Here is a 20,538-nt window from a genome sequence, read left to right on the forward strand (position 1 = left end):
CATGCGTTTGCTGGTGTTGATTCTGGCCATGGCGCTGTCTGTTGCCTTGGCATTGTGGTCACGGCAGCCGTTGGCGCCGTTGTCGGAAGGCTGGTTCAAGGCCGGCGCCAACACGGCGGACTACGAAGTCGGGCTTGATCTGGTTACTCAGCTATCCGGTCGTGGTGCCAAAACGATTCGTTATCCCGGCAGTGGCGATACCGGTCAGCACAGCGTCGCGATGATTACCCAGACGATTCTGGCCGATAATTATCGCGGTCGTCAGGTGCGCTTTGCGGCGCAGGTCAAGACTGAAGATGTGGAAGGCTGGAGCGGATTGTGGATGCGTATCGATGGGCCGGAACAGGAAATCCTGGCGCTCGACAATATGCAGGCCCGGCCCTTGCGCGGCGATGCCGATTGGCTGGAATACCCGGTGATCCTGAATGTGCCGAAAGAAGCAGTGGTGATCAGCTTTGGTTTATTGCAAGCCGGTAATGGCCAAACCTGGATGGATCAATTGAGTTTCCGCATTGTTGAGAATCAGCAGCCGACCAGTGATGGCTCGCCGGAAGACAGTGATTACAGTTTTCGCACCGAACCAACGTTGTGAGCGAGTGCCTGCATGCTGACTAAAGTGAATTCTGCTGAGCCGGAAATGAGCAATGCCCGTGGCTTGAGTTGCACGTATTTGCGTGGGTTCAGCGGTAGGGAAATTCTGTTCGCGGGCGTGACCTGCTTATTATTTTTGCTGGTTGCCTGGTTAAGTGAACAGGATATGGCGGCCATTGCTTTTGGCTGCCTGATGATCGCCTTGTGGCCCAACTATCTGCTGCTGGCATGGGCAAAGCGCTACGCCTTTCAGGTCAATTCTGTTCGACTCTTTTTGCTGTTGTTATTGCTGCTTGCCGGTGTTAACGCTGCTATGGCTACCTTGCTATTCTATCGTTGGGCGTTACCCTCGGTGTCGTTACTGCTGGTCGATTGGCAGGCATTTCTGATCGCACTGAGCTTGCCGTTACTGCTTTCCTGGTCGGCAGTATGGACAGGCTTGCAGTTGCAGCGTCGCTTCGCCACGCGACAGCGTGAAGAAGAGAAAAAGGAATTGGAGCGAGCGGTATTACTGGCCGAGTTGAAAGCGTTGCAGGCGCAGGTCGAGCCGCATTTTCTGTTCAATACGCTCGCCAATCTGATGCACCTGATCGAACACGACAGCGCCACAGCGCGAAAAATGCTGGAGCATTTGGTTGCTTATCTACGGGCCAGCTTGCCGAGTTTTCGCAATCAAATGAGCGAGCTTGGGCAAGAGCTGGAGCTGGTGCGCAACTATCTGGCGTTGATTGCCATGCGTTTTGGTGCCCGCTTCCAGTTTCGGGTGGAGGCGAGTGGCACTTATGGCGATTGGCGCATGCCGCCGATGATGCTGATTTCACTGGTCGAGAATGCCGTCAAGCATGGTGTAGAACGCAAAAGTGGGCCGGTGGAAATTCGGGTCCGCGCCGAATGCACACCACAACAAATCGTGTTGACGGTTACCGACACCGGCGCCGGTCTGCAACCGAATGCCAATGGTAATGGTGTAGGATTACGCAATATCCGCGAACGACTGCAGCGACTTTACGGCGACAGCGCCGAGTTGACGTTGCAGGGCAATGAGGCGGGTGGTGTTACCGCTACGCTGCGCTTGCCAAAAACCAATGGACATGGCTGATGAATATCCTGATTGCCGATGACGAACCTTTGCTTAGGGCGCAATTGAAAAATCTGCTGCTGAAGTTATTGCCGGATGCATTGCTAACGGAAGCAGAAGATGGCTACAAGGTCTTGGAGTGCTTGAAAAACGAAACACCGGACGTGGCTTTTCTGGATATCCGGATGCCGGGCTTGAGCGGCATGGAATTGGCGGAACATTTTCCGGACAGCACACAGATAGTTTTTGTTACCGCCTACGATGAGTACGCGATTGAGGCCTTTGAAAAAGGCGCCGTCGATTATTTGTTGAAGCCGGTGGAAGCCGCGCGCCTGAGCAAAACCATTGAGCGTTTGCAGGCCAAGCAGCGCGCCCCGGAGCTGGTCGAAAGATCGGTCGAGCCGGCACAAATGCTGCGCTGGATTCATGCGTCAACCGCGCATTCGATTCAGGTGATTCCGGTCGATGAAGTGATCTATTTCCGTTCCGATGCCAAGTACACGAAAGTCCGCACGGCGCAGGCAGAAGCCTATATTCGCACCCCGATCAAAGAGCTGGTGCAGCGCCTCGATGCGGAATTGTTCTGGCAGATTCATCGCAGTGCCATCGTCAACGCTCGTCATATCGAACGCGTACTGCGTGATGGCGACGGCGGTATGACGATTGTGCTGAAAGGTCTGGATGAGCGGCTTCCGGTCAGCTCCAGTTACCATCACCTGTTCCGGCAGATGTAATCAGCGGCAGTTTGTACGCTGGCGCAATGTATCCCTTTGTAGCCAATCGCAACAAAGCGCAAATATCAGCGTTTGTTCCTTGTTCGCTACCGCCCTTCCGATTACGCTGCGTGCGCGAAATATACTTCGCGGTGGATTTTTTCGCCGAAATACTGGACCAAAACTTAAGTCCCGGCGAGTTGCGTAAACGATAGGAGAGAGCTGTCGATGTCGTCCCAGATGGTTGTCGTGGCGAGTCGCTTTTCGGCGACGCTGATTTCATTGGTATTGCTGAGTGCCTGTGGTGGCGGTGGAGGCGGCGGTTCCAGCACTGTAGTTCCGCCAAACTCCGGCGGCACGCCGCCACCGGTCGCCCAGAAATGTTCAGCCAATAACCCGTTCCGGGTTGATGCCGTGGCGCCCACTACGGTCGGCACGTTGGCCGATGAAAAATCCTGGGTGCAGAACTATGTCAATGGCGCCTACCTTTGGTACAACGAGATGCCTAGCGTCAATGCTTCGCTAGCCGCCTATTCCAACGAGGCCGATGTGTTCGGTTCGCTGCAAAATTATTTCAATGCGTTGTTGACGCCGGCGCGCACGACTTCCGGTAAATTGAAAGATGAATTCAGTTTTATTTATTCGACCAAGCAGTGGCGCGAATTGAGCCAGTCCGGTACCTCGTTGAGTTTTGGTATTGAATGGTATCTGGCTTCATCGACGCCGCCACGCGGCATCCGTGTTGCCTACGTCGAACCGAATTCCCCGGCAGCACAGCAAGGCCTGCAACGCGGTGACACCTTGGTCAGTTTCGATGGCGTTTCCGCCGACACCAATGTGCAAAGCGAGCTCGATACCCTGAACCAGATTTTCTCGCCAAGCAATGGCAATGGTCGCAGCTTTGTATTCGATCGTAACGGTTCGCAAGTGACGGCATTTTTTGGCGCTAGCGAAGTAGTCAAGCAGCCGGTGTTGATCAGCAATACCTTGGACATCAACGGCCAGAAAGTGGGTTACATGGTGTTCAATGATCATATCGCCAGTGCCGAACAGCCGCTGATCGATAGCTTCACGCAGTTCAGCAATGCCGGCATCAGCGATTTGATTCTGGATTTGCGTTACAACGGTGGTGGTTATCTGTTCCTGGCTTCGGAAGTGGCTTACATGATTGCCGGCCCGACGCGCACCAGTGGCAAGTACTTTGAGAAGCTGCAATACAACGACAAGCGCGTTGCCGACAATAATCAGGCACCGACACCGTTCTATAACACCAGTTGCATCATCAACAGCCAGTTTCAGTGCACGGGCAATCAGTCGCTGCCGAATTTGAATCTGGGCCGGGTATTTGTGCTGACCTCGAAATCAACCTGTTCGGCCAGTGAAGCGATCATCAATGGTTTGGAAGGTATTGATGTCCAAGTGATTCGTATTGGCGCAACGACTTGCGGCAAACCCTATGGTTTTACTGCCAAGGACAACTGCGGTATTTCCTATTTCCCGATTGAATTCAAAGGCATCAACTTCAAAGGTTTCGGTGATTACGCGGATGGTTTTTCAGCGCAATGTGCGGCAGCGGATGATTTCAGCAAAGCGCTTGGCGACACCAGCGAAGGTATGCTCGCGGCCGCGCTTTATCGACGTGCCAATGGTAGTTGTCCGGCGACTACTGGCCAACAAAAGTTGAGCGTCGAGCAGCAAGGCGCTGTTGTCCATGAGCCGGTGCGCAGCAATCGGTTTGTGTTGCCGGAGGCTGGTCGATGAGAACGGCGATGCTGTCGTGTGCACTTGTCGGGCTTGCTGCTTGCGCGCACACGCCAACACAGAGTGAACCGGCAAAATTGAATGCGCCATCGCAAGCTTGTGTGCAGTTGATACAACAATTTGCCGAACGCGTGACCGGTCAACCGGTCACGCTCGGGCACAGCATTTTTGCTGAGCGCGATACGCTGTTGCTGGAACCGCAAGCAGCATTGCAAATTGACGGTCGGGTGCGTGGTCGGCCGGAGATGTTGTGGCTGCGGAAAACGGACGGACAGTGTGTTGTGCAGCATCCGCGGACTGAGGCACAGCAGGTTTTGAAGGATTGCTCTTGCAAGGCGCTGGATCAGCAATAGCTACTGGTTCTGCATTCTCGCCAAAAAAATGATCCCACCCTCCCCTTGCCAGGGGAGGGATCTATTACGTGCTTTTCCCTTCGTCAGCGAAGGGATCTTAGATCCCCGCTCTTTCAAAGAGCGAGCAAGGAAAAAGACGGTGATTCCGGCGCAGCGCCAGCCGCTCTGTCGGCTAGTCGGGCGGGGTGAGATGGGATTAGAAACCATCTCAAAAATGCCTGGAGCTCGGTGATCTGCGCGAATGCGGTGCTCGGAAAAATCCGCCAGGAGCGGATTTTCGCGTAGCCCGAAGGGTGAGCCACATGGATGTGGCGAACAATCCTCATTTACGACTTGTAAACTCCGGTTCCTCCGTTCCTCTTCACACACTTCGCCTTCGCCCAGACTATTTTTGAGATGGCTTCTAGTAAGATACTAACCAGCTTCGCATTGAGTCTGGATCAAATCCAGGAGTCTGTCGTGCATTGATGTAGCTGCGAATTCATTCGCACAAATCTCTCATTATTTCTTCAGAAATATGTCCGAATGAATTCGGACCTACTACATACCTATCTTCGGTCGGTTCGACCCGTCAACATTGGGAGCAGCATTTATGCGATTCTGGTTAGAAAAATCAGAAAACCTATTCAAACTTCGAGGAGCGATTCAACAATTCTTTCGCGGCCACGGCCGGTGCAACATGATCGTGCAAAATTCGATAAATCTGTTCGGTGATCGGCATATCGATTTGGTAGCGCTTGGCCAGTTGCCAGACTTCGGCAACGTTGCTGGCCGCTTCGACGACCTGGCCGATTTCTTTCTGTGTTTGTTCCGGTGTTTTGCCTGCACCCAAACCCAAACCGAAACGACGATTGCGTGATTGATTGTCGGTGCAGGTCAGGATCAAATCGCCGAGCCCTGCCATGCCGTAGAAGGTCTCGGCTTTGCCGCCCATGGCAACGCCAAGCCGCATCATTTCTGCCAGGCCGCGAGTGATCAAGGCGGTGCGGGCATTGGCACCGAAACCCAAACCGTCACAAATGCCAGCGCCGACAGCGAGAATATTTTTCACCGCACCGCCGACTTGCACGCCGATGATGTCATCGCTTTGGTAAACGCGGAATTTGTCGTTGTGAAAGCGCCCGACCATGTCCTGACGGAACTCGATAAAGGTCGAGGCCAGCGTGATCGCGGTGGGTAAACCGGCAGCCAATTCTTTGGCGAAGCTTGGGCCGGAGAGAATGGCGTTCGGCAATGCGCTGCTGAATTCATCTTCAACGACTTGCGAAAGCAGCGCTTGCGCGCCGTGTTCGAAACCTTTGGTCGCCCAAATCAGGCGCAACGAACTGCTTGTGTAGGGTTTTATCGCTCGCAGCGTTTCGCGAAAGGCATGACTTGGCACCGCGATTAACACATCACGCACGCCATCAAGCGCTTGCGCCAGTGTGGCAGTGGCGGTCAGGTTATCGGGGAAAATAATGCCGGGAAGATAGCGCTGGTTTTGTCGTGACGACTGCATCGTTTGCATCGTCGTGACATCGCGGCCCCAGAGTCGGACCTCGTTGTCATTGCGCGCCAAATGGAGCGCGAGAGCGGTGCCCCAGGAGCCGGCGCCGAGTACGGAAATCGGAGTCTGGGGCACTTAGCTTCGCTCAATGATTACTGAACGGTGGCGTTGCTGTCGCCTTCGGCGCTGCCGCGTTGCTCGGCTTCTTTTTGCAGCTGCATCGCGAACAGTTGATCGAAATTGACCGGGTTCAGGTGCAGGGCCGGGAAGCCGCCGCTGCCAACAATGGCAGCCACTTCCTGACGGGCATACGGGAACAGGATGTTCGGGCAGAACGCGCTCAGCGCGTGACGCAGTTGCATGCCTTCCAGACCGCTGATGTTCATCAGGCCGGCTTGTTGCACTTCGGCGATGAACGCGACTTGCTCACCGGATTTGCATTCGACATTGATGGTCAACACGACTTCGTAGACGTCGCCGTCCAGTTTGCGGGCTTTGCTGTTCAGCTGCACGTTGTAGTTCGGTTCAAAGGCTTTCTGAAACACTTCTGGAGTATTCGGCGCTTCAAACGAAATGTCCTTGGTGTAGACGCGAATCAGGTTGAATCCGGCCTGTGGTGCCTGCGCCTCGGTGTTGGTTTCTTCAGCCATGGTTATTCCTCTGTCTTTATTAAATGGCTTTCCGTCTCAGGCGGAAAGCTTTGGTTGTAACTGACCTGCGCGGTGCAGATCATATAAATCATCACAGCCGCCAATCGACTCGCCGTTGATGAAAATTTGCGGCACGGTACGACGGCCGCTGCGGCTCATCATTTCCTGCCGTTTCGCATCGTCTTGGTCGATGCGAATTTCTTCGTAGCTGGCGCCGAGACTGTCGAGCAGCTGTTTGGCGCGTACGCAGTACGGACAAACCAGCGTGGTGAACACTTCGACTCGGGCCATGACACAATCCTCTTATTTCTTGGTGACCGGCAAATTATCCGCCTGCCAACCTTGCATGCCGCTATTCAGGCGGAACACTTTCTCAAACCCTTTTTGCTTCAGCAGCTTGCAGGCATTGACGGCAGTCATGCCCTGGGCGCAGACGACAACGACCGGACGGTTTTTGAGCCGTTCCAGATCCTTGTCGGCTTCGGCCAGCTTGCTCAGCGGGATATTCAGCGCACCGACAATATGACCTTTGTTGAACTCGGCAGCCGGGCGGATATCCAGCACGACGCCATCTTCGCGATTAACGAGATTGGTCAACTGCTGAGCGGCGATGGCCTTGCCGGCACCACTGCTCAAAAAGGCAGCCAGAGTCAGAAACAGCAACACGACCCAGGCCATCGTTAACATGGGGGAGGTTTGGAAGAGTTCAACCGCAATATTCATAAATCAACTGAGAAAAGAGGCAGGGGCCTGAAAAAGAGCGCCGATTATACAGAAGCGGCTGGCCGGCGACAGTGAAGAAAAAGCCGGGCTTTGGCCCGGCTTTCCGTTTGCGACTGGATGGTTGTCGTCTTGGCGGAAACAACCGCAAAACGGCCTTTGAGGCCGGGCTATAACGCCCGAACCTCGACTTCAGTACCGCTGACACCGACGATCTCGACTTTCTGCCCGGCCGGCAGATCATCGCCTCGGGCGGTCCATAGTGTGTCGTCGATATTGACCTTGCCACGGCCGTTGACGATGGCTTCTGCCAGCACCACCTTGCGGCCGACCAGCTGCGCGCTGCGCCGGTTCAGGCCGCTGCTGGTATCGGCATTCTGGCGGCTGTACCAGCGCCGGCCGAGTACAACGGTGATGATCGACAGCAACGCAAACAGGCTAAATTGCCAGAGCGCGGACAACGGCAGCAACCAGACCACGACACCAGTGCCGAGCGCGGCAATGCCAAGGAACAGCAGATAAAAGCCGGGTACCAGCATTTCCAGCGCAATCAGCACCAGACCGGCGGCCAGCCAGTGCCAGTAGGCGATGCTCCAGTTTTCCATCATTTCACCTGCGCCTGTTTCAGCAGATCGGTGATGCCGCCGAGGGCGCCGATGACGTTGCCGGCTTCCAGCGGCATCAGCACCAGCTTCTCGTTCGGGGCGCTGGCGATCTGGCCCAGCGCATCAATGTATTTCTGCGCGACGAAGTAATTGATCGCGCGGGTATCGCCCTGGCCGATGGCTTCGGACACCACGCGGGTGGCGTTGGCTTCGGCTTCGGCCAAGCGCTCGCGCGCTTCGGCCTGGCGAAACGCGGCTTCCTTTTCGCCTTCGGCAGCCAGAATCTGCGACTGCTTCAAGCCTTCTGCCTTCAGGATTTCCGCCTGACGCAGACCTTCGGCTTCCAGAATCTGGGCGCGCTTGATCCGCTCGGCTTTCATCTGCCGGGCCATGGCTTCCTGCAAATCAGCCGGTGGCGCGATATCGCGCACTTCGATACGGGTGATCTTGACGCCCCAGGGATTGGTTGCGGCATCGACGATGGCCAGGATATGGGCGTTGATCTGGTCGCGCTTCGACAGCATTTCGTCCAGATCCATGCCGCCGAGTACGGTACGCAGGTTGGTCATCACCAGGTTCTGCATCGCGTGTTCAAGGTGGCGGATTTCATAGGTCGCGTGTGAGGCGCTGATCACCTGATAAAAGCAGACGGCGTCGATGGTGACCGTGGCGTTGTCTTTGGAAATCACCTGCTGCTCGGGAATATCGAGCACCTGTTCCATCATGTTGACCTTGGCGCCAACCCGCTCGATAAATGGCGTAATGAAATGCAGGCCCGGCGACAGCGTGCGCACGTATTTGCCGAAGCGCTCAACGGTGTACTCAAAACCCTGCCGCACCGATTTGACGCCGGAAAACACCAGCACAATCGCAAACAGCACCAACCCCAATACCACCATTTCCATTTTTAACCACTCCTGTGCCTGACCATCGCATGATGGTCGTTATTGTTTTTGCCCGGCCAGCCACTGCTGGACCGGGAATGCGCGGGATTTTTGCCCGCCACAATAAATTAGCGCCAGATTTACACTGGCGCTGTAAAAAATGATGTCTATTTATGAGTGAGTTTATTTCGGTGCAGGAGGCAGCCGATTTTCCTGCAGCGCGATGAAGGCCTGTTGTCGATGGCTTTGCTCGAGGTTGTATTGCTGAGCGAATTCCAGCGCGTCTTCGGCCAGCTCGGCAGCCTCTTCAAACTCGCCGATCAGCGCCAGTCCGTAGGCACGCCAATCCCAGACCGAAATGCTCAGGCGTTCGCTGAGCCGGGCCAGGCTGGCAACGGCTTCGGCCCAACGGTTCGGGTCTTTGCTTTTCAGTTGCTGCGTGGCCTGATGGAGCAGGGCTTCGGCATGACCGGAGGCGGCGGCATCGCTCAGGTACTGTTGCTGTTTTGCCGGGTCCAGTTTCAGCTCGTCGTCGGCCTGCAAGCGCAGCGCTAAATAGGCCTTGGCATCGGCCGAGCCGGCTCGCGCGGCATGATCCATCCAGCGCAAGCCCTTGACTCGATCGCGCCGGCAACCATCGCCGCGCAATAACCGGGAACCGGTTTCATAGGCGGCCTGAACATCACCAAGCATGGCTGCATCACGCCAGGCCTGGGTCGCATATTTTGGATCGACCCGGCCTCGTGGCGAAACGGCGGCTGCCGACAGCTGCTTGGCCAGTGCTACCAGCGCATTGCGGTTGCCGGCGGCGCTTTGCAATTGTTTTTCAACAGCGTTGAAATCCGCCCAGGTCTTGTCATCTTCAATCAGGAAGTCGAGGCAGTAGGCGTAGCGAACACCGGGTTTACCGGCCTGAAAACGCCAACTCTCCAGCTGCTTTTCCGTCGACCCGGCCAGTACCGATGGTTTCGCCCAAGGCTCGAATGCAGCCGGGGCAATCGGCTTGCCATCAGCATCAAGGTAGAACGAAGCGCAAAGTACGCCTTGGTCGCCTTTTTCTCTGGCCCGGGTTGGGTAGTCGACGGCAACGCCGGATTTCAGCATCGCTTCGGCGTACTGCAGATCATAGATGGTCGGTTCGTTGCTGTTCAGCTGCGGCAGCATGCGGTTTTCGAGGCCGGGCCGGCTATACATGCCCATCAGTTCGGTCGCACGCTTTTCGGCCTGCGCTTTGATGCCCGGCGGTAACTGGGCGCCGATGGTGTCGCGGATCTTGGCGGCGACATCGGTGTCTTCCAGCGCCGCGACCGCAGCCCAGGCATAGGCATCAATGGCGTTCATCGGACCGCCTTCGCCTTTGGCGTACATCGTTGAGAGTACGCGCTGGGCTTTGGCATCACCGAGTTCGGCGGCCAGCAAAAATTCCTGTTTGGCTTTGGCAAAATCCTTGCTGTTGTAGGCGTCCAGTCCGGCCAGATAATCCGCAGACGCCGTCATGGCTGTTGCGGCACACACTATCCCCAGGATATGGAGCTTCATGGGCAGACCTCTTCGTTACGACGTGAATTCGGTACGCATATGCTGAGATTCTATCGTGAATCATGGGTGAAAAATCGGTTTGCACCACTTCTTTCAGTACAATAGTCGGCATTTTCATATCTGCTGAAAGGTATACCGACGTATGAGTGTGGCGCCAAAACCGATGGTTCTGATTGTGCTGGATGGCTGGGGGTATCGCGAAAATCCACAAGACAACGCCATTTTAGCCGCCAACACCCCGAATTGGGACCGGCTCTGGGCGCGCTACCCGCATACGCTGATTTCCGGTTCGGGCGAAGATGTCGGTTTGCCGGCGGGTCAGTTTGGCAACTCCGAAGTCGGCCATATCAATCTCGGTGCCGGCCGCATTGTCTATCAGGAGCTGACCCGCATTTCAAAAGCGATTCGCGACGGCGAATTCGTCGATAACCCGGCGTTCACCACGGCTATCGATAATGCCAACAAGCACCGCGGCGTCGTGCACATCATGGGCCTATTGTCGGCCGGTGGTGTGCACAGTCATGAAGAACATTTATTCGCAGCGGTTGAGATGGCCGTCAAGCGCGGTGCCAAAGCGGTCTACTTGCACGCGTTTCTGGATGGTCGCGACACGCCCCCACGTAGCGCCGAAGGCTCGCTGCAAGCCGCCGAAAAATTATGCGCGCAATACCCGCAGGCGCGCGTTGCCAGCATCATCGGTCGTTACTTTGCGATGGATCGTGACAAGCGCTGGGATCGGGTGCAGGCTGCTTACGAATTGCTGACGACCGGCAAAGCCGAATTTACTGCCGACAGCGCCGTCGAAGGATTGCAGCAAGCTTACGCCCGCGGCGAAAACGACGAATTCGTCAAAGCCACGCGCATTGGTGAGCCGGTGTCGATTGAAGCCGGTGATGCGCTGCTGTTCATGAATTTCCGCGCGGACAGAGCCCGGCAAATCAGCCGTGCTTTCGTCGACGACCAGTTTGACGGCTTTGCCCGCAACAAAATTGCGCCGCTGTATTTCGTGCAGCTGACGCAGTATGCCGCCGATATTCCGGCGCCGGTCGCCTTCGCACCGACCAGCCTGAACAACACGCTTGGCCAGTGGTTGCAGGACCACGGCAAAACCCAGTTGCGCATTGCCGAAACGGAAAAATACGCACACGTAACGTTTTTCTTCAACGGTGGCGTCGAGCAAACTTTCAACGGCGAACAGCGCATCATGGTCAACTCGCCATCGGTCGCGACCTATGATCTGCAGCCGGAAATGAGCGCCGCTGAAGTGACTGACAAAATGGTCGATGCCATCGAAAACCAACGTTACGACGTCATCATCTGCAACTACGCCAACGCCGACATGGTTGGCCACACCGGTGTATTCGAGGCGGCGGTCAAAGCGATTGAAACCTTGGATGTTTGTCTTGGCCGCATTGCCACCGCGCTGGAAAAAGTCGGCGGCGAAGCGCTGATCACGGCCGATCACGGCAATGCCGAACAGATGCACGATCATGACGTCAATCAGCCGCACACCCAGCACACCACCGAAGCGGTGCCGCTGCTCTATATTGGCCGCAACGCCGACGTGGCGGTGCAGGATGGTGTGTTGTCCGATATCGCCCCAACGCTGCTGCATCTGATCGGCATGCCAGTGCCGAAAGAGATGACGGGGCGGCCGATTTTCCGGGTCAAGTGAGTCTGATTCAGACGGGAATCGGTGTTATTGCCCATTCTCGTCGCGGGGAATTTCAGTACACTGACCGGCAATCCGGAAAGCCTGCGAACGTCGTATAGCGCATGACAGTGACAAGCATAATGAAAACACTGAATTGGCCGGTGCTGATGCTGAGCGCGTTGCTGGCGTTTGCGCTACCGACGATCGCTGCCGACAAGGCCGCCACCGAGGCACAACTGAAAGCCTTGCGCGAGCAGATCAGCGAGCTGCAAAAAGAACAAACCACTAAGCGCAAAAAAGAAAGCGCGGCACGTCAGGAACTGGCCGAGGCCGAGTCACGTATTGGCGAAGTCAGCAAAGCGCTTGATGCCACTCAGCAAAAACAGCGCGAAGCAAAACACCGGCTGAATAATCTCGACGATGAAAAACAGCGCTACGAACAACAGCGCGACAAAGCGCTGAAAACGCTGGCCAAACAAATGCGCGCGGCGTTCACCGTTGGCGATCAGGAATACCTGAAACTGCTGCTGAATCAGCAAGACCCAAGCCGGCTTGGTCGGACGCTGATTTACTACGAATACTTGAACAAAGCGCGCACCGTTGAGCTGCAGCAATTGGCCGAAGCGATGCAGTCGTTGAGCACGATTGCCGAAACCATTGCCGCTGAGTTGCTGGAACTGAAAAGCATCGAACAAAAGCTCAGCGATGAGCGCCAGCAACTGAAAAGCCTGAGTCAGAAGCGTCGCAATGCCGTGCGTCGTCTGGCCCAGGAAATTGCCAGCACCGATAAAAAAATTGCCAGCCTGCAAGCCGATGAACAATCCCTCGGCCAACTGCTGGAGCAAATCGGCAAGGCGGCGAAGCGGGTTCCGTTACCAAAGGGCGCCGGCTTTCCGCAGCTACGCGGTCGCTTGAGTTGGCCGAGCAACGGCAAACTGTTGCATCAGTATGGTGAAAGCCGCCATGAAGGGCGTTTGCGTTGGAATGGCGTGCTGATCGGTGGCCGCGAAGGCGGTGAAGTCAGTGCCATCTATCACGGTCGTATTGTGTTTTCCGACTGGCTGCGCGGTTTTGGCTTGATGACCATCGTCGACCACGGTGACGATTACATGAGTTTGTACGGTCATAACCAGAGCCTGCTGAAAAAAGTCGGTGACTGGGTCGAAGCCGGCGAACCGATTGCGACAATTGGCAACACCGGCGGTCAAACCGATGTCGGCCTATACTTTGAGATACGTCATCAAGGCAAAGCCATTGACCCGAGGCCGTGGATCGCCAAGGGTGGTTGAGCCCCGCAATATTGAATCGAAACGAGCGCGGGCCGCTGTTCGTTTCCTCTCCAGCAACCGAGGTGTGTTATGTCCGTTGTTCTGCCCCTGATGCTGTACGCCACGGTGGCGGCAGCACCCACGAACGAATTGCCGCTGGAAGAACTGCAAGCGCTGACCGACGCCATGGCGCGCATCAAAGCCACTTACGTTGAAGACGTGGACGACAAGAAACTACTCGAAGGCGCGATCACCGGCATGCTGGCAACGCTCGATCCGCATTCTTCTTACTTAAGCGGTAAAACTCTGCAACGGCTTAGCGAAAGCTCTCATGGCAGCTATGGCGGTGTCGGCATGGAAGTGTTGCCGGTCGAAGGCGAATTCCGGGTGGTGACGCCAATGGACGATTCACCGGCCAAGCGCGCTGGTGTGTTGAGCGGCGATGTCATCGTGCGTATCAATGATGAATCGGTGCACGGCTGGAAATTCGAGAAAGTGATCGAATCCTTGCGTGGCGAGCCGGGTAGTACGGTCACGGTGCAATTTGAGCGCGAAGGTGCCACGGCGCCGATTGATCTGAAGCTGACCCGTGCTGAAATCCAAACCAAAAGTGTCCGCCATGAGTTGATGGACAATGGCGTCGGCTATCTGCGCGTCAGTCAATTCCAGGTAGATAGCGCCGACGAAATGCTGCGCTCGATAGGCGCGCTGGAGCAGGAGTTCGGCAAACCTTTACGTGGCCTGGTGCTGGATTTACGCAATAACCCAGGCGGTGTGCTGCGCGCCGCGATCGACATGTCTGATGCCTTCCTGACCGAAGGTGTGCTGGTCAGCACCAAGGGCCGGATGGCCGGCACGGTCAGCGAAGCCCGAGCTGACCCGGAGCAGATCATGGCCGGTGTACCGATCGTCGTGCTGATTAATGAAGGTTCGGCTTCGGCCTCGGAAATCGTTGCCGGCGCGTTGCAGGATCATGGCCGGGCCGTGATTGTCGGCGCCCGCAGCTTCGGCAAAGGCTCGGTGCAGACCGTGCAACGCTTGAACGCCGATAGCGCCATCAAGCTGACCACGGCCCGCTACTACACCCCGAACGGCCGCTCGATTCAGGCCAAGGGCATCATGCCGGATGTGTTGGTGCCATCCGGCAAGTGGGTCGCCGATGAACAACCAACCCGGCGCGAAGCCGATTTGCCGCGTTCGCTGCAGAACACCGACAGCGAAGACATCGTTGTCAGCCCGAGCGCTGATGACAGCATTTGGCAAGACACCCAGCTGGCGACCGCGATCAACCTGCTGCATGGTCTGGCGGCCCTGCAGAAAACGCCTTAAGTGGCCCTGCGCGGATTGGCGATATCGGAGGTTTACAAGCTCCGGTATCGCGACCACAATTCGGCCATTGCCTCACCGCCGTTGAGATGACACTCGCGTGACCAAGACGCTGTTTGTCCTGTTGCTCGCCACGCTGGCCCATGCCGCAGAGGCGTTGCCGCGTATCGCCATTCTGATTGACGACATGGGTGATAACCGCCCGCTCGGTGAACGGGCGCTGGCGCTGAAAGGGGCCGTCAGTTACGCGTTTTTGCCGCATACCGCGCATGCGCCGGAGATGGCGCGCGAGGCCAATGCACTGGGTCGCGACGTGCTGCTGCACGCGCCAATGGAATCCGAAGCCAGCCTGCAATTGATGGGCAAGGGGGCGCTGACTACTGGCATGTCGGAAGCACAGCTGCGCGAACAATTGCGCATCAATCTGCAGAGCATTCCGTATGTGCAGGGCTTCAATAACCATATGGGCAGTGTGCTGACCCGCGATCGCCAGCGCATGCAGTGGCTGTTCGAGGAAGTCAAAGGCAGCCCGCTGTTCTTTGTGGATAGCCGCACCACGGCGGAAAGCGTGGCGCTGCCGGAAGCACGCCGGCTCGGTGTGCCGAGCGTCGGCCGCGATATTTTTCTCGACCATGTGGATAGCGAGCAGGCGGTTGACGAGCAGTTCGACCGCTTGCTGAAAATCGCTCGCCAGCGTGGTTACGCGCTGGCCATTGGTCATCCGAAACGCAATACGCTGGCGGTGTTGGAAAAGCGCTTGAATGCGCTGGCGAGGGAACAGGTTGAGTTGGTGCCGGTTTCCCTGCTGACCGGCAATAGTCCGGTCAGTCGGCACTATGCGGCACTGACGTCGAAACCGGTCAAATCCTTGCCGGTCAAACCGGAATCAGCCAATCGCCGTTCCTGCAGCCCAACGCCAGCGAAACAGTTCAGTGATTATTGGTTGCTGGCACAACGAACTTTACGTTGTGATGCAGTTGGCAGTGAGTGACTCCTGACTACAATTTGTGACTGAATGAGCTGGGTATTGCCGGTATCATGCCCCGTGAATTGGAACAACGAACAGCCCAAGGTCAGCAATGCGGCCGGGCAACAACCAGGTAGCACGTATGCAACGCTCAATCTCCCTGATTCTGACCTTCTTTTTGGCCATGACGCTGGTCGCCTGCGGCGGCGGCGGGGGTGGTGGTAGCTCCCCCCCTGCCAATCAACCGCCAACGGTGAGCGCAGGCGTTACCCAAAACGTTTCTCCAGGGACAACGGTAACATTAACGGGAACTGCGTCTGATCCGGATGGCTCAATTGCGAGCTACCTTTGGGAGCAAACCGGGGGAAGTCCAACCGTCACGTTGACCAATGGCAACGCGGCGGTCGCCACGTTTGTTGCCCCCGACAATGTTGTTACATCACTCAGTTTCCGTCTGACGGTAACGGATAACAGTGGAGCAACGGCCAATGCGACAGTCGTGATTAATATTGCTCCACCCGGCACGACGGTTTCAGTCAGTGGCAAAGCTACGTTTGACCGTGTGAAACACAACACTGCAACCAACGCGCTAAATTTCAACGATGTGCAACAACAAAACGTTCGTGGTGCCGTTGTCGAACTATTAAGTTCTCCTGGCTCCGCCCTGATTGCGACAACCACCACTGACGCTCAAGGCAATTACAGTTTTAGCGGAGTTCCGGTTTTCTCCTCCGTCAGTGTGCGCGTAAAAGCACAGATGTTGAAATCGGGAACGCCATCCTGGAATTTTCAAGTAGTCGACAACACCAATGGTAAGGCGCTTTATTCGATGGTCAGCAGTGCGACCAACATCGGCGTCAGCAATCAAACCATCAATTTGCATGCCGCAGTCGGTACAGGTAACACTTATCAAACCGTGCGAGCTGCCGGGCCTTTTGCCATCCTTGATTCGGTTTATCAGGCCTATAACAAAATACTCACTGCGGATCCCAATTTTCAGTTTCAGCCAGTGAACATCAACTGGAGTGTTAACAACACCAATACTCGTGGCGATCTTGCTAGAGGCCAAATTGGTACCTCATTTTTCAACGGTACCGAGATCTATATCCTGGGTAAAGCTGATGCCGATACGGATGAGTTCGATGGCCACGTCGTAATTCACGAGTGGGGTCATTATTTTGAAGGTTTCCATTCCCGCTCGGATTCGATTGGTGGCCAACATGGCGGCAATGACTTGCTGGACATGCGCGTAGCATTCGGCGAAGGATTTGGTAACGCGTTGAGCGGTATGGTGACGGATGATCCGGTTTACCGCGATTCGCTAGGCGCTAACTCTTCGCAAGGGTTCAGTATCAATGTGGAAAGCAATGATGCTCGCTCTCCTGGTTGGGGTCGCGAAGGAGTGGTACAAAGCATTTTGTACGATATCTATGACTCTAGCGTGGAAATTGGTGATGGGGTAGATGGTGTTGGTTTCACGCCTATTTTTGAGACTCTCATCAATCATCAACGAACAACGGAAGCATTTACTTCGATTTTCACGTTCGTTAATGGCATTAAGAATCAAGGCATCAACGCGTCACAGCGAGCGGCCATTGACGCGATGGTCAATGCTCGCTCGATCAATTCAAGTACGATTGACGATTATGGCAGTAACGAGACCAACTTTGATGAAGGTAACAAGGCGCAGCCGGTCTATTACACGCTGACAATTGGAACCCCACTTAACAATGTCTGTAGCTATGGAACTCACGGTGACTACAACAAACTTGGTAACAGGCGCTTTTTGCGTATGAATGTTCCAGCGGGGAACTATACCATTACCGTTCCAGCGCTAGGCACGACAAGCGACCCAGATTTCTATATTTATAAAGCTGGGCAACTGGTATCAGGTAACGACGGTGCAGACAGCGGTAACAATCAAACCGAGGTGTGGTCGGGAAATCTGAGTGGCGGAGCGTATGTCATCGATTTACATGAATATCGCAACGTCGACGACACGACTGGCGATGAGCGTGAAAGCTGCTTCACCGTTACGCTGAATTAAGGAGTTTGAGATGAAAACATTATTGCTGCTCAGCGTCTTCTTGTTTGTGTCCGCCTGTGATGCCGGTCAGAAAAGCGAAGGTGCGATAAACCATAAATCGCCAACGGTCGCCTATCTAAAGCCGGGCGCAGCGGCGGAACTCAGTTATAGCTGGTTGCAAAAGCCGGGTGTTGGCAGCCCTGGTAAATTGGAGTTGACGGTGATATCGCGTTCACCAGATGCCACGCTTGATATTGAGTTGAATACGGACTCCGGTTTGCAGTTGGCTGGCGGGAGTAAGCAAGCAAGTTATCATTGGCAAAAAGGTCACGGGGGGCCAATGGTGCAAACGCTGGACGTGACGCCGAGTTCTGAAGGTCTGCACTATCTGAATGTCATTATTCATTCAACGATTGAGGGCGAAACCCGCGCGCGTGCCTTTGCTATCCCAGTGCAAGTCGGTGCCGTGTCGGAAAAAGCGATGCAACACCCTTATTTGGTTGAACAGCAGGATGGCAGCAAAATCATTGAGTTGCCGGCTGAAGAACGCTGATAGCCTGTTATTGCAGAACGGCCCGGTTGTGCTTAGCGCAGCCGGGCCGTTGTCATTTCAGGCAGTGCAAACATCTTTTTACAGTTTGACAAGCTTGTTACCGCTTCAATGCGGCAAGCTGGATACCATTGACTGATGGAGGGTCGAATCATGAACAAATCGCTTGCTCTGGTTGCCATGTTAGCCGCTGGCTCTGCCTATGCAGGGGAATCCTGTGATTACGATGTCGACTTTGGCATTACGCTCGGTGAGCAGGTGGTGTTGAGCCGTGACAACGGTGCCAATTTCGCCTTGCAGGATGGCCGTCTCTGGCGCAATGGCAGTGAAATCAAACTGAGCGCTGAGCAACGACAGTGGGTGCGTGATTACGAAGCACAGACCCGCGATTTCGTGCCTCAGGTCGTGGAAGTGACGATGGAAGGCCTGGCCATTGGTGGCGAGGCAACGGTTGGCGCGTTCACGATGTTGCTCGGCAAAGATCATGAAGCCATTCCAAAAATTGAAGAGAAATTCTCCGAGTTGCGCACTGAAGTCAGCAAGCGCATGGACGACAAACATCTGCCGCGCAAAGTGATGAGCTTGCAGGATTCTGATTACGATCTGATTGATGATGGTGCTTCGCTAGGGTGGTCGGTGGTTGATGCCGGCTTCTCTGTACTTGGCAAGGCACTGCATGCCGCTTTCGACGAAGAATATGGCAAAAAATGGGAAGCCGAGATGAAGACCTTTGAAAAGGAATTCGAAGCACGAATCGACGCACGCGGTGATGAGCTGGAAGCCAAAGCGAAAACCATGTGCGCAACGCTCGATACCATGAATGCTCTGGAGCAAAAGCTGTCGGCCAGCGACTCGGCGCTTAGCGATTTTGATGTTGTCATGAAACGTGACAAGCCTTGTAATGAAGCCTGAATGATTGATGTGTAATCGGTAGTCAAGACGCCGCAACGGCAGAACCGTTGCGGCGTTTTTGTTTCACTGTTCTCTCACTCGAAAGGTGCTGTCATTGTTGATCGATAGCGGATTGCGCTGACGTATAAACAAGGCGTTTTGATCGCGCTTGGCTAATCCGATTTTTCTTCCCTTGTCACCCCCATCGGATATGATCGGCGGCAACAAGGAGAACGGTATGCCACTACGAATCATTCAACAGTTTCTGCGTTTGGAAGCCTCCAGCGGCATGATCCTGCTGCTGATGGCGGTGTTGGCGATGATCGCCGCCAACTCGCCGCTGGCGAGCTACTATGATGCTTTGCTGAATACCCGCATGGGCATTCATGTCGGTGAAGCTGGCATCAACAAACCGCTGCTGCTGTGGATCAACGATGGTCTGATGGCGGTGTTCTTCTTCCTGGTGGGTTTGGAATTGAAACGCGAGATTGTGATCGGTGAGTTGAGCGCGCCGGCCAATGTCGTGTTACCGGGCATGGCAGCCGTTGGTGGTTTTGTCATGCCGGCGCTGGTTTATGCTTTCATCAATCAGGGCGATCCGGCCAATATGGCTGGCTGGGCCATTCCTGCCGCTACTGACATCGCGTTTGCCTTGGGCATTCTGGCTTTACTCGGTAGCCGGGTGCCGAAATCGCTGAAACTGTTTTTGATGACCTTGGCGATCATCGATGACTTGTTGGCCATCGTCGTCATTGCGGTGTTTTACAGTGGCAATCTGAGTCAATGGCACTTAATCGCCAGCGCGATTTGTATCGCTGCGCTGGCGCTGATGAGCTGGCGCGGTGTCAATCGTGCGGCGCCGTACATTCTGGTTGGGTTGGTGTTCTGGGTCATGGTGCTGAAGTCGGGTGTGCACGCGACCTTGGCGGGAGTCATCACCGCGTTCTTTATTCCGATGAAAAATTCGAATCAGGACGAACCGACCGTGCTGGAAAGCCTGGAGCACAATCTGCACCCTTATGTGGCTTACCTGATTTTGCCGATCTTCGGATTCGCCAATGCTGGTGTCAGTCTCGCGGGATTGAAGCTCGATGATGTTTTGGCGACGGTACCGCTTGGTATTGCGCTGGGTTTGTTGATCGGTAAATTGGTCGGTGTTACCGGCATGGTGATGATCGCCAGAATGTTTCGTTTGGCGCCGTTACCGAGCGGAGCACAGTTTTCCCATATCATCGGTGTGGCGTTGCTTTGCGGTGTCGGTTTCACGATGAGTTTGTTTATTGCATCGTTGGCGTTTGAAGCTGGCGGCAACCATCCACCGAACACTGATCGCCTTGGTATTTTATTGGGCTCAATTGTTTCCGGCACACTCGGTTATCTGGTGCTGCGATTTGTCGCGCCGAAAGCAAAGCCGGAAGACATCGAGTAGGGCGGTTGCAACAAAGTCTGCATGTCCGAATAAATTCGGACCTACTA

At 55.2% G+C, this 20,538-nt stretch carries 20 protein-coding genes; 13 read left to right on the forward strand and 7 right to left on the reverse strand.

Annotation, left to right across the window (positions count from 1 at the left end; all coding sequences use genetic code 11):
- Position 1: 1 nt before the first annotated feature.
- The 5 genes from E2H98_RS10805 (at position 2) to E2H98_RS10825 (ending at position 4,496) form a co-directional block, all read left to right on the forward strand.
- Positions 2 to 592 (forward strand): hypothetical protein, encoded by a 591-nt coding sequence (locus tag E2H98_RS10805; RefSeq protein WP_133589341.1) that lies wholly within the window; start codon positions 2 to 4, stop codon positions 590 to 592.
- A 12-nt stretch (positions 593 to 604) separates the two neighbouring features.
- A complete protein-coding gene (locus E2H98_RS10810) occupies positions 605 to 1,690 on the forward strand; it encodes a sensor histidine kinase (protein WP_133589339.1) in 1,086 nt (361 codons plus the stop codon).
- On the forward strand, positions 1,690 to 2,403 hold the full coding sequence (locus E2H98_RS10815; RefSeq protein WP_198325099.1) for a LytR/AlgR family response regulator transcription factor: 714 nt from the start codon (positions 1,690 to 1,692) through the stop codon (positions 2,401 to 2,403). The genes E2H98_RS10810 and E2H98_RS10815 overlap by 1 nt, the downstream gene beginning before the upstream one ends.
- Before the next feature lie 207 nt (positions 2,404 to 2,610).
- On the forward strand, positions 2,611 to 4,143 hold the full coding sequence (locus tag E2H98_RS10820) for a S41 family peptidase (protein WP_133589335.1): 1,533 nt from the start codon (positions 2,611 to 2,613) through the stop codon (positions 4,141 to 4,143).
- Positions 4,140 to 4,496 carry a hypothetical protein gene (locus tag E2H98_RS10825; protein ID WP_133589333.1) on the forward strand — a complete coding sequence of 119 codons (357 nt, stop codon included), beginning with the start codon at positions 4,140 to 4,142 and terminating at the stop codon, positions 4,494 to 4,496. Before E2H98_RS10820 ends, E2H98_RS10825 begins: the two co-directional genes overlap by 4 nt.
- 622 nt (positions 4,497 to 5,118) lie before the next feature.
- Here E2H98_RS10825 and E2H98_RS10830 read toward each other — a convergent pair.
- The 7 genes from E2H98_RS10830 to E2H98_RS10860 all read right to left on the reverse strand — a co-directional run bounded on the left by E2H98_RS10830 (position 5,119) and on the right by E2H98_RS10860 (position 10,338).
- Positions 5,119 to 6,117, reverse strand: a complete 999-nt coding sequence (locus tag E2H98_RS10830; protein ID WP_133589331.1) for an NAD(P)H-dependent glycerol-3-phosphate dehydrogenase — start codon at positions 6,115 to 6,117, stop codon at positions 5,119 to 5,121.
- A 17-nt stretch (positions 6,118 to 6,134) separates the two neighbouring features.
- Entirely contained in the window at positions 6,135 to 6,632 is a 498-nt protein-coding gene (gene secB, locus E2H98_RS10835) for a protein-export chaperone SecB (RefSeq protein ID WP_133589329.1), read from the reverse strand.
- A gap of 36 nt (positions 6,633 to 6,668) precedes the next feature.
- On the reverse strand, positions 6,669 to 6,923 hold the full coding sequence (grxC, locus tag E2H98_RS10840) for a glutaredoxin 3 (RefSeq protein WP_133589327.1): 255 nt from the start codon (positions 6,921 to 6,923) through the stop codon (positions 6,669 to 6,671).
- Positions 6,924 to 6,935: 12 nt separating this feature from the next.
- Complete coding sequence (locus E2H98_RS10845; protein ID WP_133589325.1) at positions 6,936 to 7,355, reverse strand: rhodanese-like domain-containing protein; 420 nt, start codon at positions 7,353 to 7,355, stop codon at positions 6,936 to 6,938.
- A 167-nt stretch (positions 7,356 to 7,522) separates the two neighbouring features.
- Complete coding sequence (locus E2H98_RS10850) at positions 7,523 to 7,960, reverse strand: NfeD family protein (protein WP_198325100.1); 438 nt, start codon at positions 7,958 to 7,960, stop codon at positions 7,523 to 7,525.
- Entirely contained in the window at positions 7,957 to 8,862 is a 906-nt protein-coding gene (locus E2H98_RS10855; RefSeq protein ID WP_133589323.1) for an SPFH domain-containing protein, read from the reverse strand. Before E2H98_RS10855 ends, E2H98_RS10850 begins: the two co-directional genes overlap by 4 nt.
- 162 nt (positions 8,863 to 9,024) lie before the next feature.
- The gene (locus E2H98_RS10860; protein WP_157591348.1) at positions 9,025 to 10,338 is read right to left on the reverse strand and encodes a hypothetical protein; all 1,314 of its coding nucleotides are present in this window, start codon (positions 10,336 to 10,338) and stop codon (positions 9,025 to 9,027) included.
- Between the two features lie 184 nt (positions 10,339 to 10,522).
- On the opposite strand from E2H98_RS10860, the gene gpmI reads away from it, so the two are divergent.
- The 8 genes from gpmI to nhaA all read left to right on the forward strand — a co-directional run bounded on the left by gpmI (position 10,523) and on the right by nhaA (position 20,491).
- A complete protein-coding gene (gene gpmI, locus E2H98_RS10865) occupies positions 10,523 to 12,055 on the forward strand; it encodes a 2,3-bisphosphoglycerate-independent phosphoglycerate mutase (protein ID WP_133589320.1) in 1,533 nt (510 codons plus the stop codon).
- A 119-nt stretch (positions 12,056 to 12,174) separates the two neighbouring features.
- Positions 12,175 to 13,323: a murein hydrolase activator EnvC family protein gene (locus tag E2H98_RS10870; protein ID WP_157591349.1), complete on the forward strand. Its 1,149-nt coding sequence runs from the start codon at positions 12,175 to 12,177 to the stop codon at positions 13,321 to 13,323.
- A 69-nt stretch (positions 13,324 to 13,392) separates the two neighbouring features.
- The gene (locus E2H98_RS10875; protein WP_133589316.1) at positions 13,393 to 14,631 is read left to right on the forward strand and encodes a S41 family peptidase; all 1,239 of its coding nucleotides are present in this window, start codon (positions 13,393 to 13,395) and stop codon (positions 14,629 to 14,631) included.
- Between the two features lie 97 nt (positions 14,632 to 14,728).
- The gene (locus tag E2H98_RS10880) at positions 14,729 to 15,619 is read left to right on the forward strand and encodes a divergent polysaccharide deacetylase family protein (RefSeq protein WP_133589314.1); all 891 of its coding nucleotides are present in this window, start codon (positions 14,729 to 14,731) and stop codon (positions 15,617 to 15,619) included.
- Between the two features lie 118 nt (positions 15,620 to 15,737).
- On the forward strand, positions 15,738 to 17,642 hold the full coding sequence (locus tag E2H98_RS10885) for a PKD domain-containing protein (RefSeq protein WP_133589312.1): 1,905 nt from the start codon (positions 15,738 to 15,740) through the stop codon (positions 17,640 to 17,642).
- A gap of 10 nt (positions 17,643 to 17,652) precedes the next feature.
- Complete coding sequence (locus E2H98_RS10890; protein ID WP_133589310.1) at positions 17,653 to 18,174, forward strand: hypothetical protein; 522 nt, start codon at positions 17,653 to 17,655, stop codon at positions 18,172 to 18,174.
- 150 nt (positions 18,175 to 18,324) lie between these two features.
- Positions 18,325 to 19,083, forward strand: coding sequence for a DUF2884 family protein (locus E2H98_RS10895; RefSeq protein ID WP_157591350.1), 759 nt, complete (start codon positions 18,325 to 18,327; stop codon positions 19,081 to 19,083).
- 217 nt (positions 19,084 to 19,300) lie between these two features.
- Entirely contained in the window at positions 19,301 to 20,491 is a 1,191-nt protein-coding gene (gene nhaA / locus E2H98_RS10900) for a Na+/H+ antiporter NhaA (RefSeq protein WP_133589306.1), read from the forward strand.
- The last annotated feature ends 47 nt before the right edge of the window (positions 20,492 to 20,538 follow it).

This window comes from Permianibacter aggregans (assembly GCF_009756665.1).
In the GTDB taxonomy this organism is placed as follows: Bacteria; Pseudomonadota; Gammaproteobacteria; order Enterobacterales; family Permianibacteraceae; genus Permianibacter; species Permianibacter aggregans.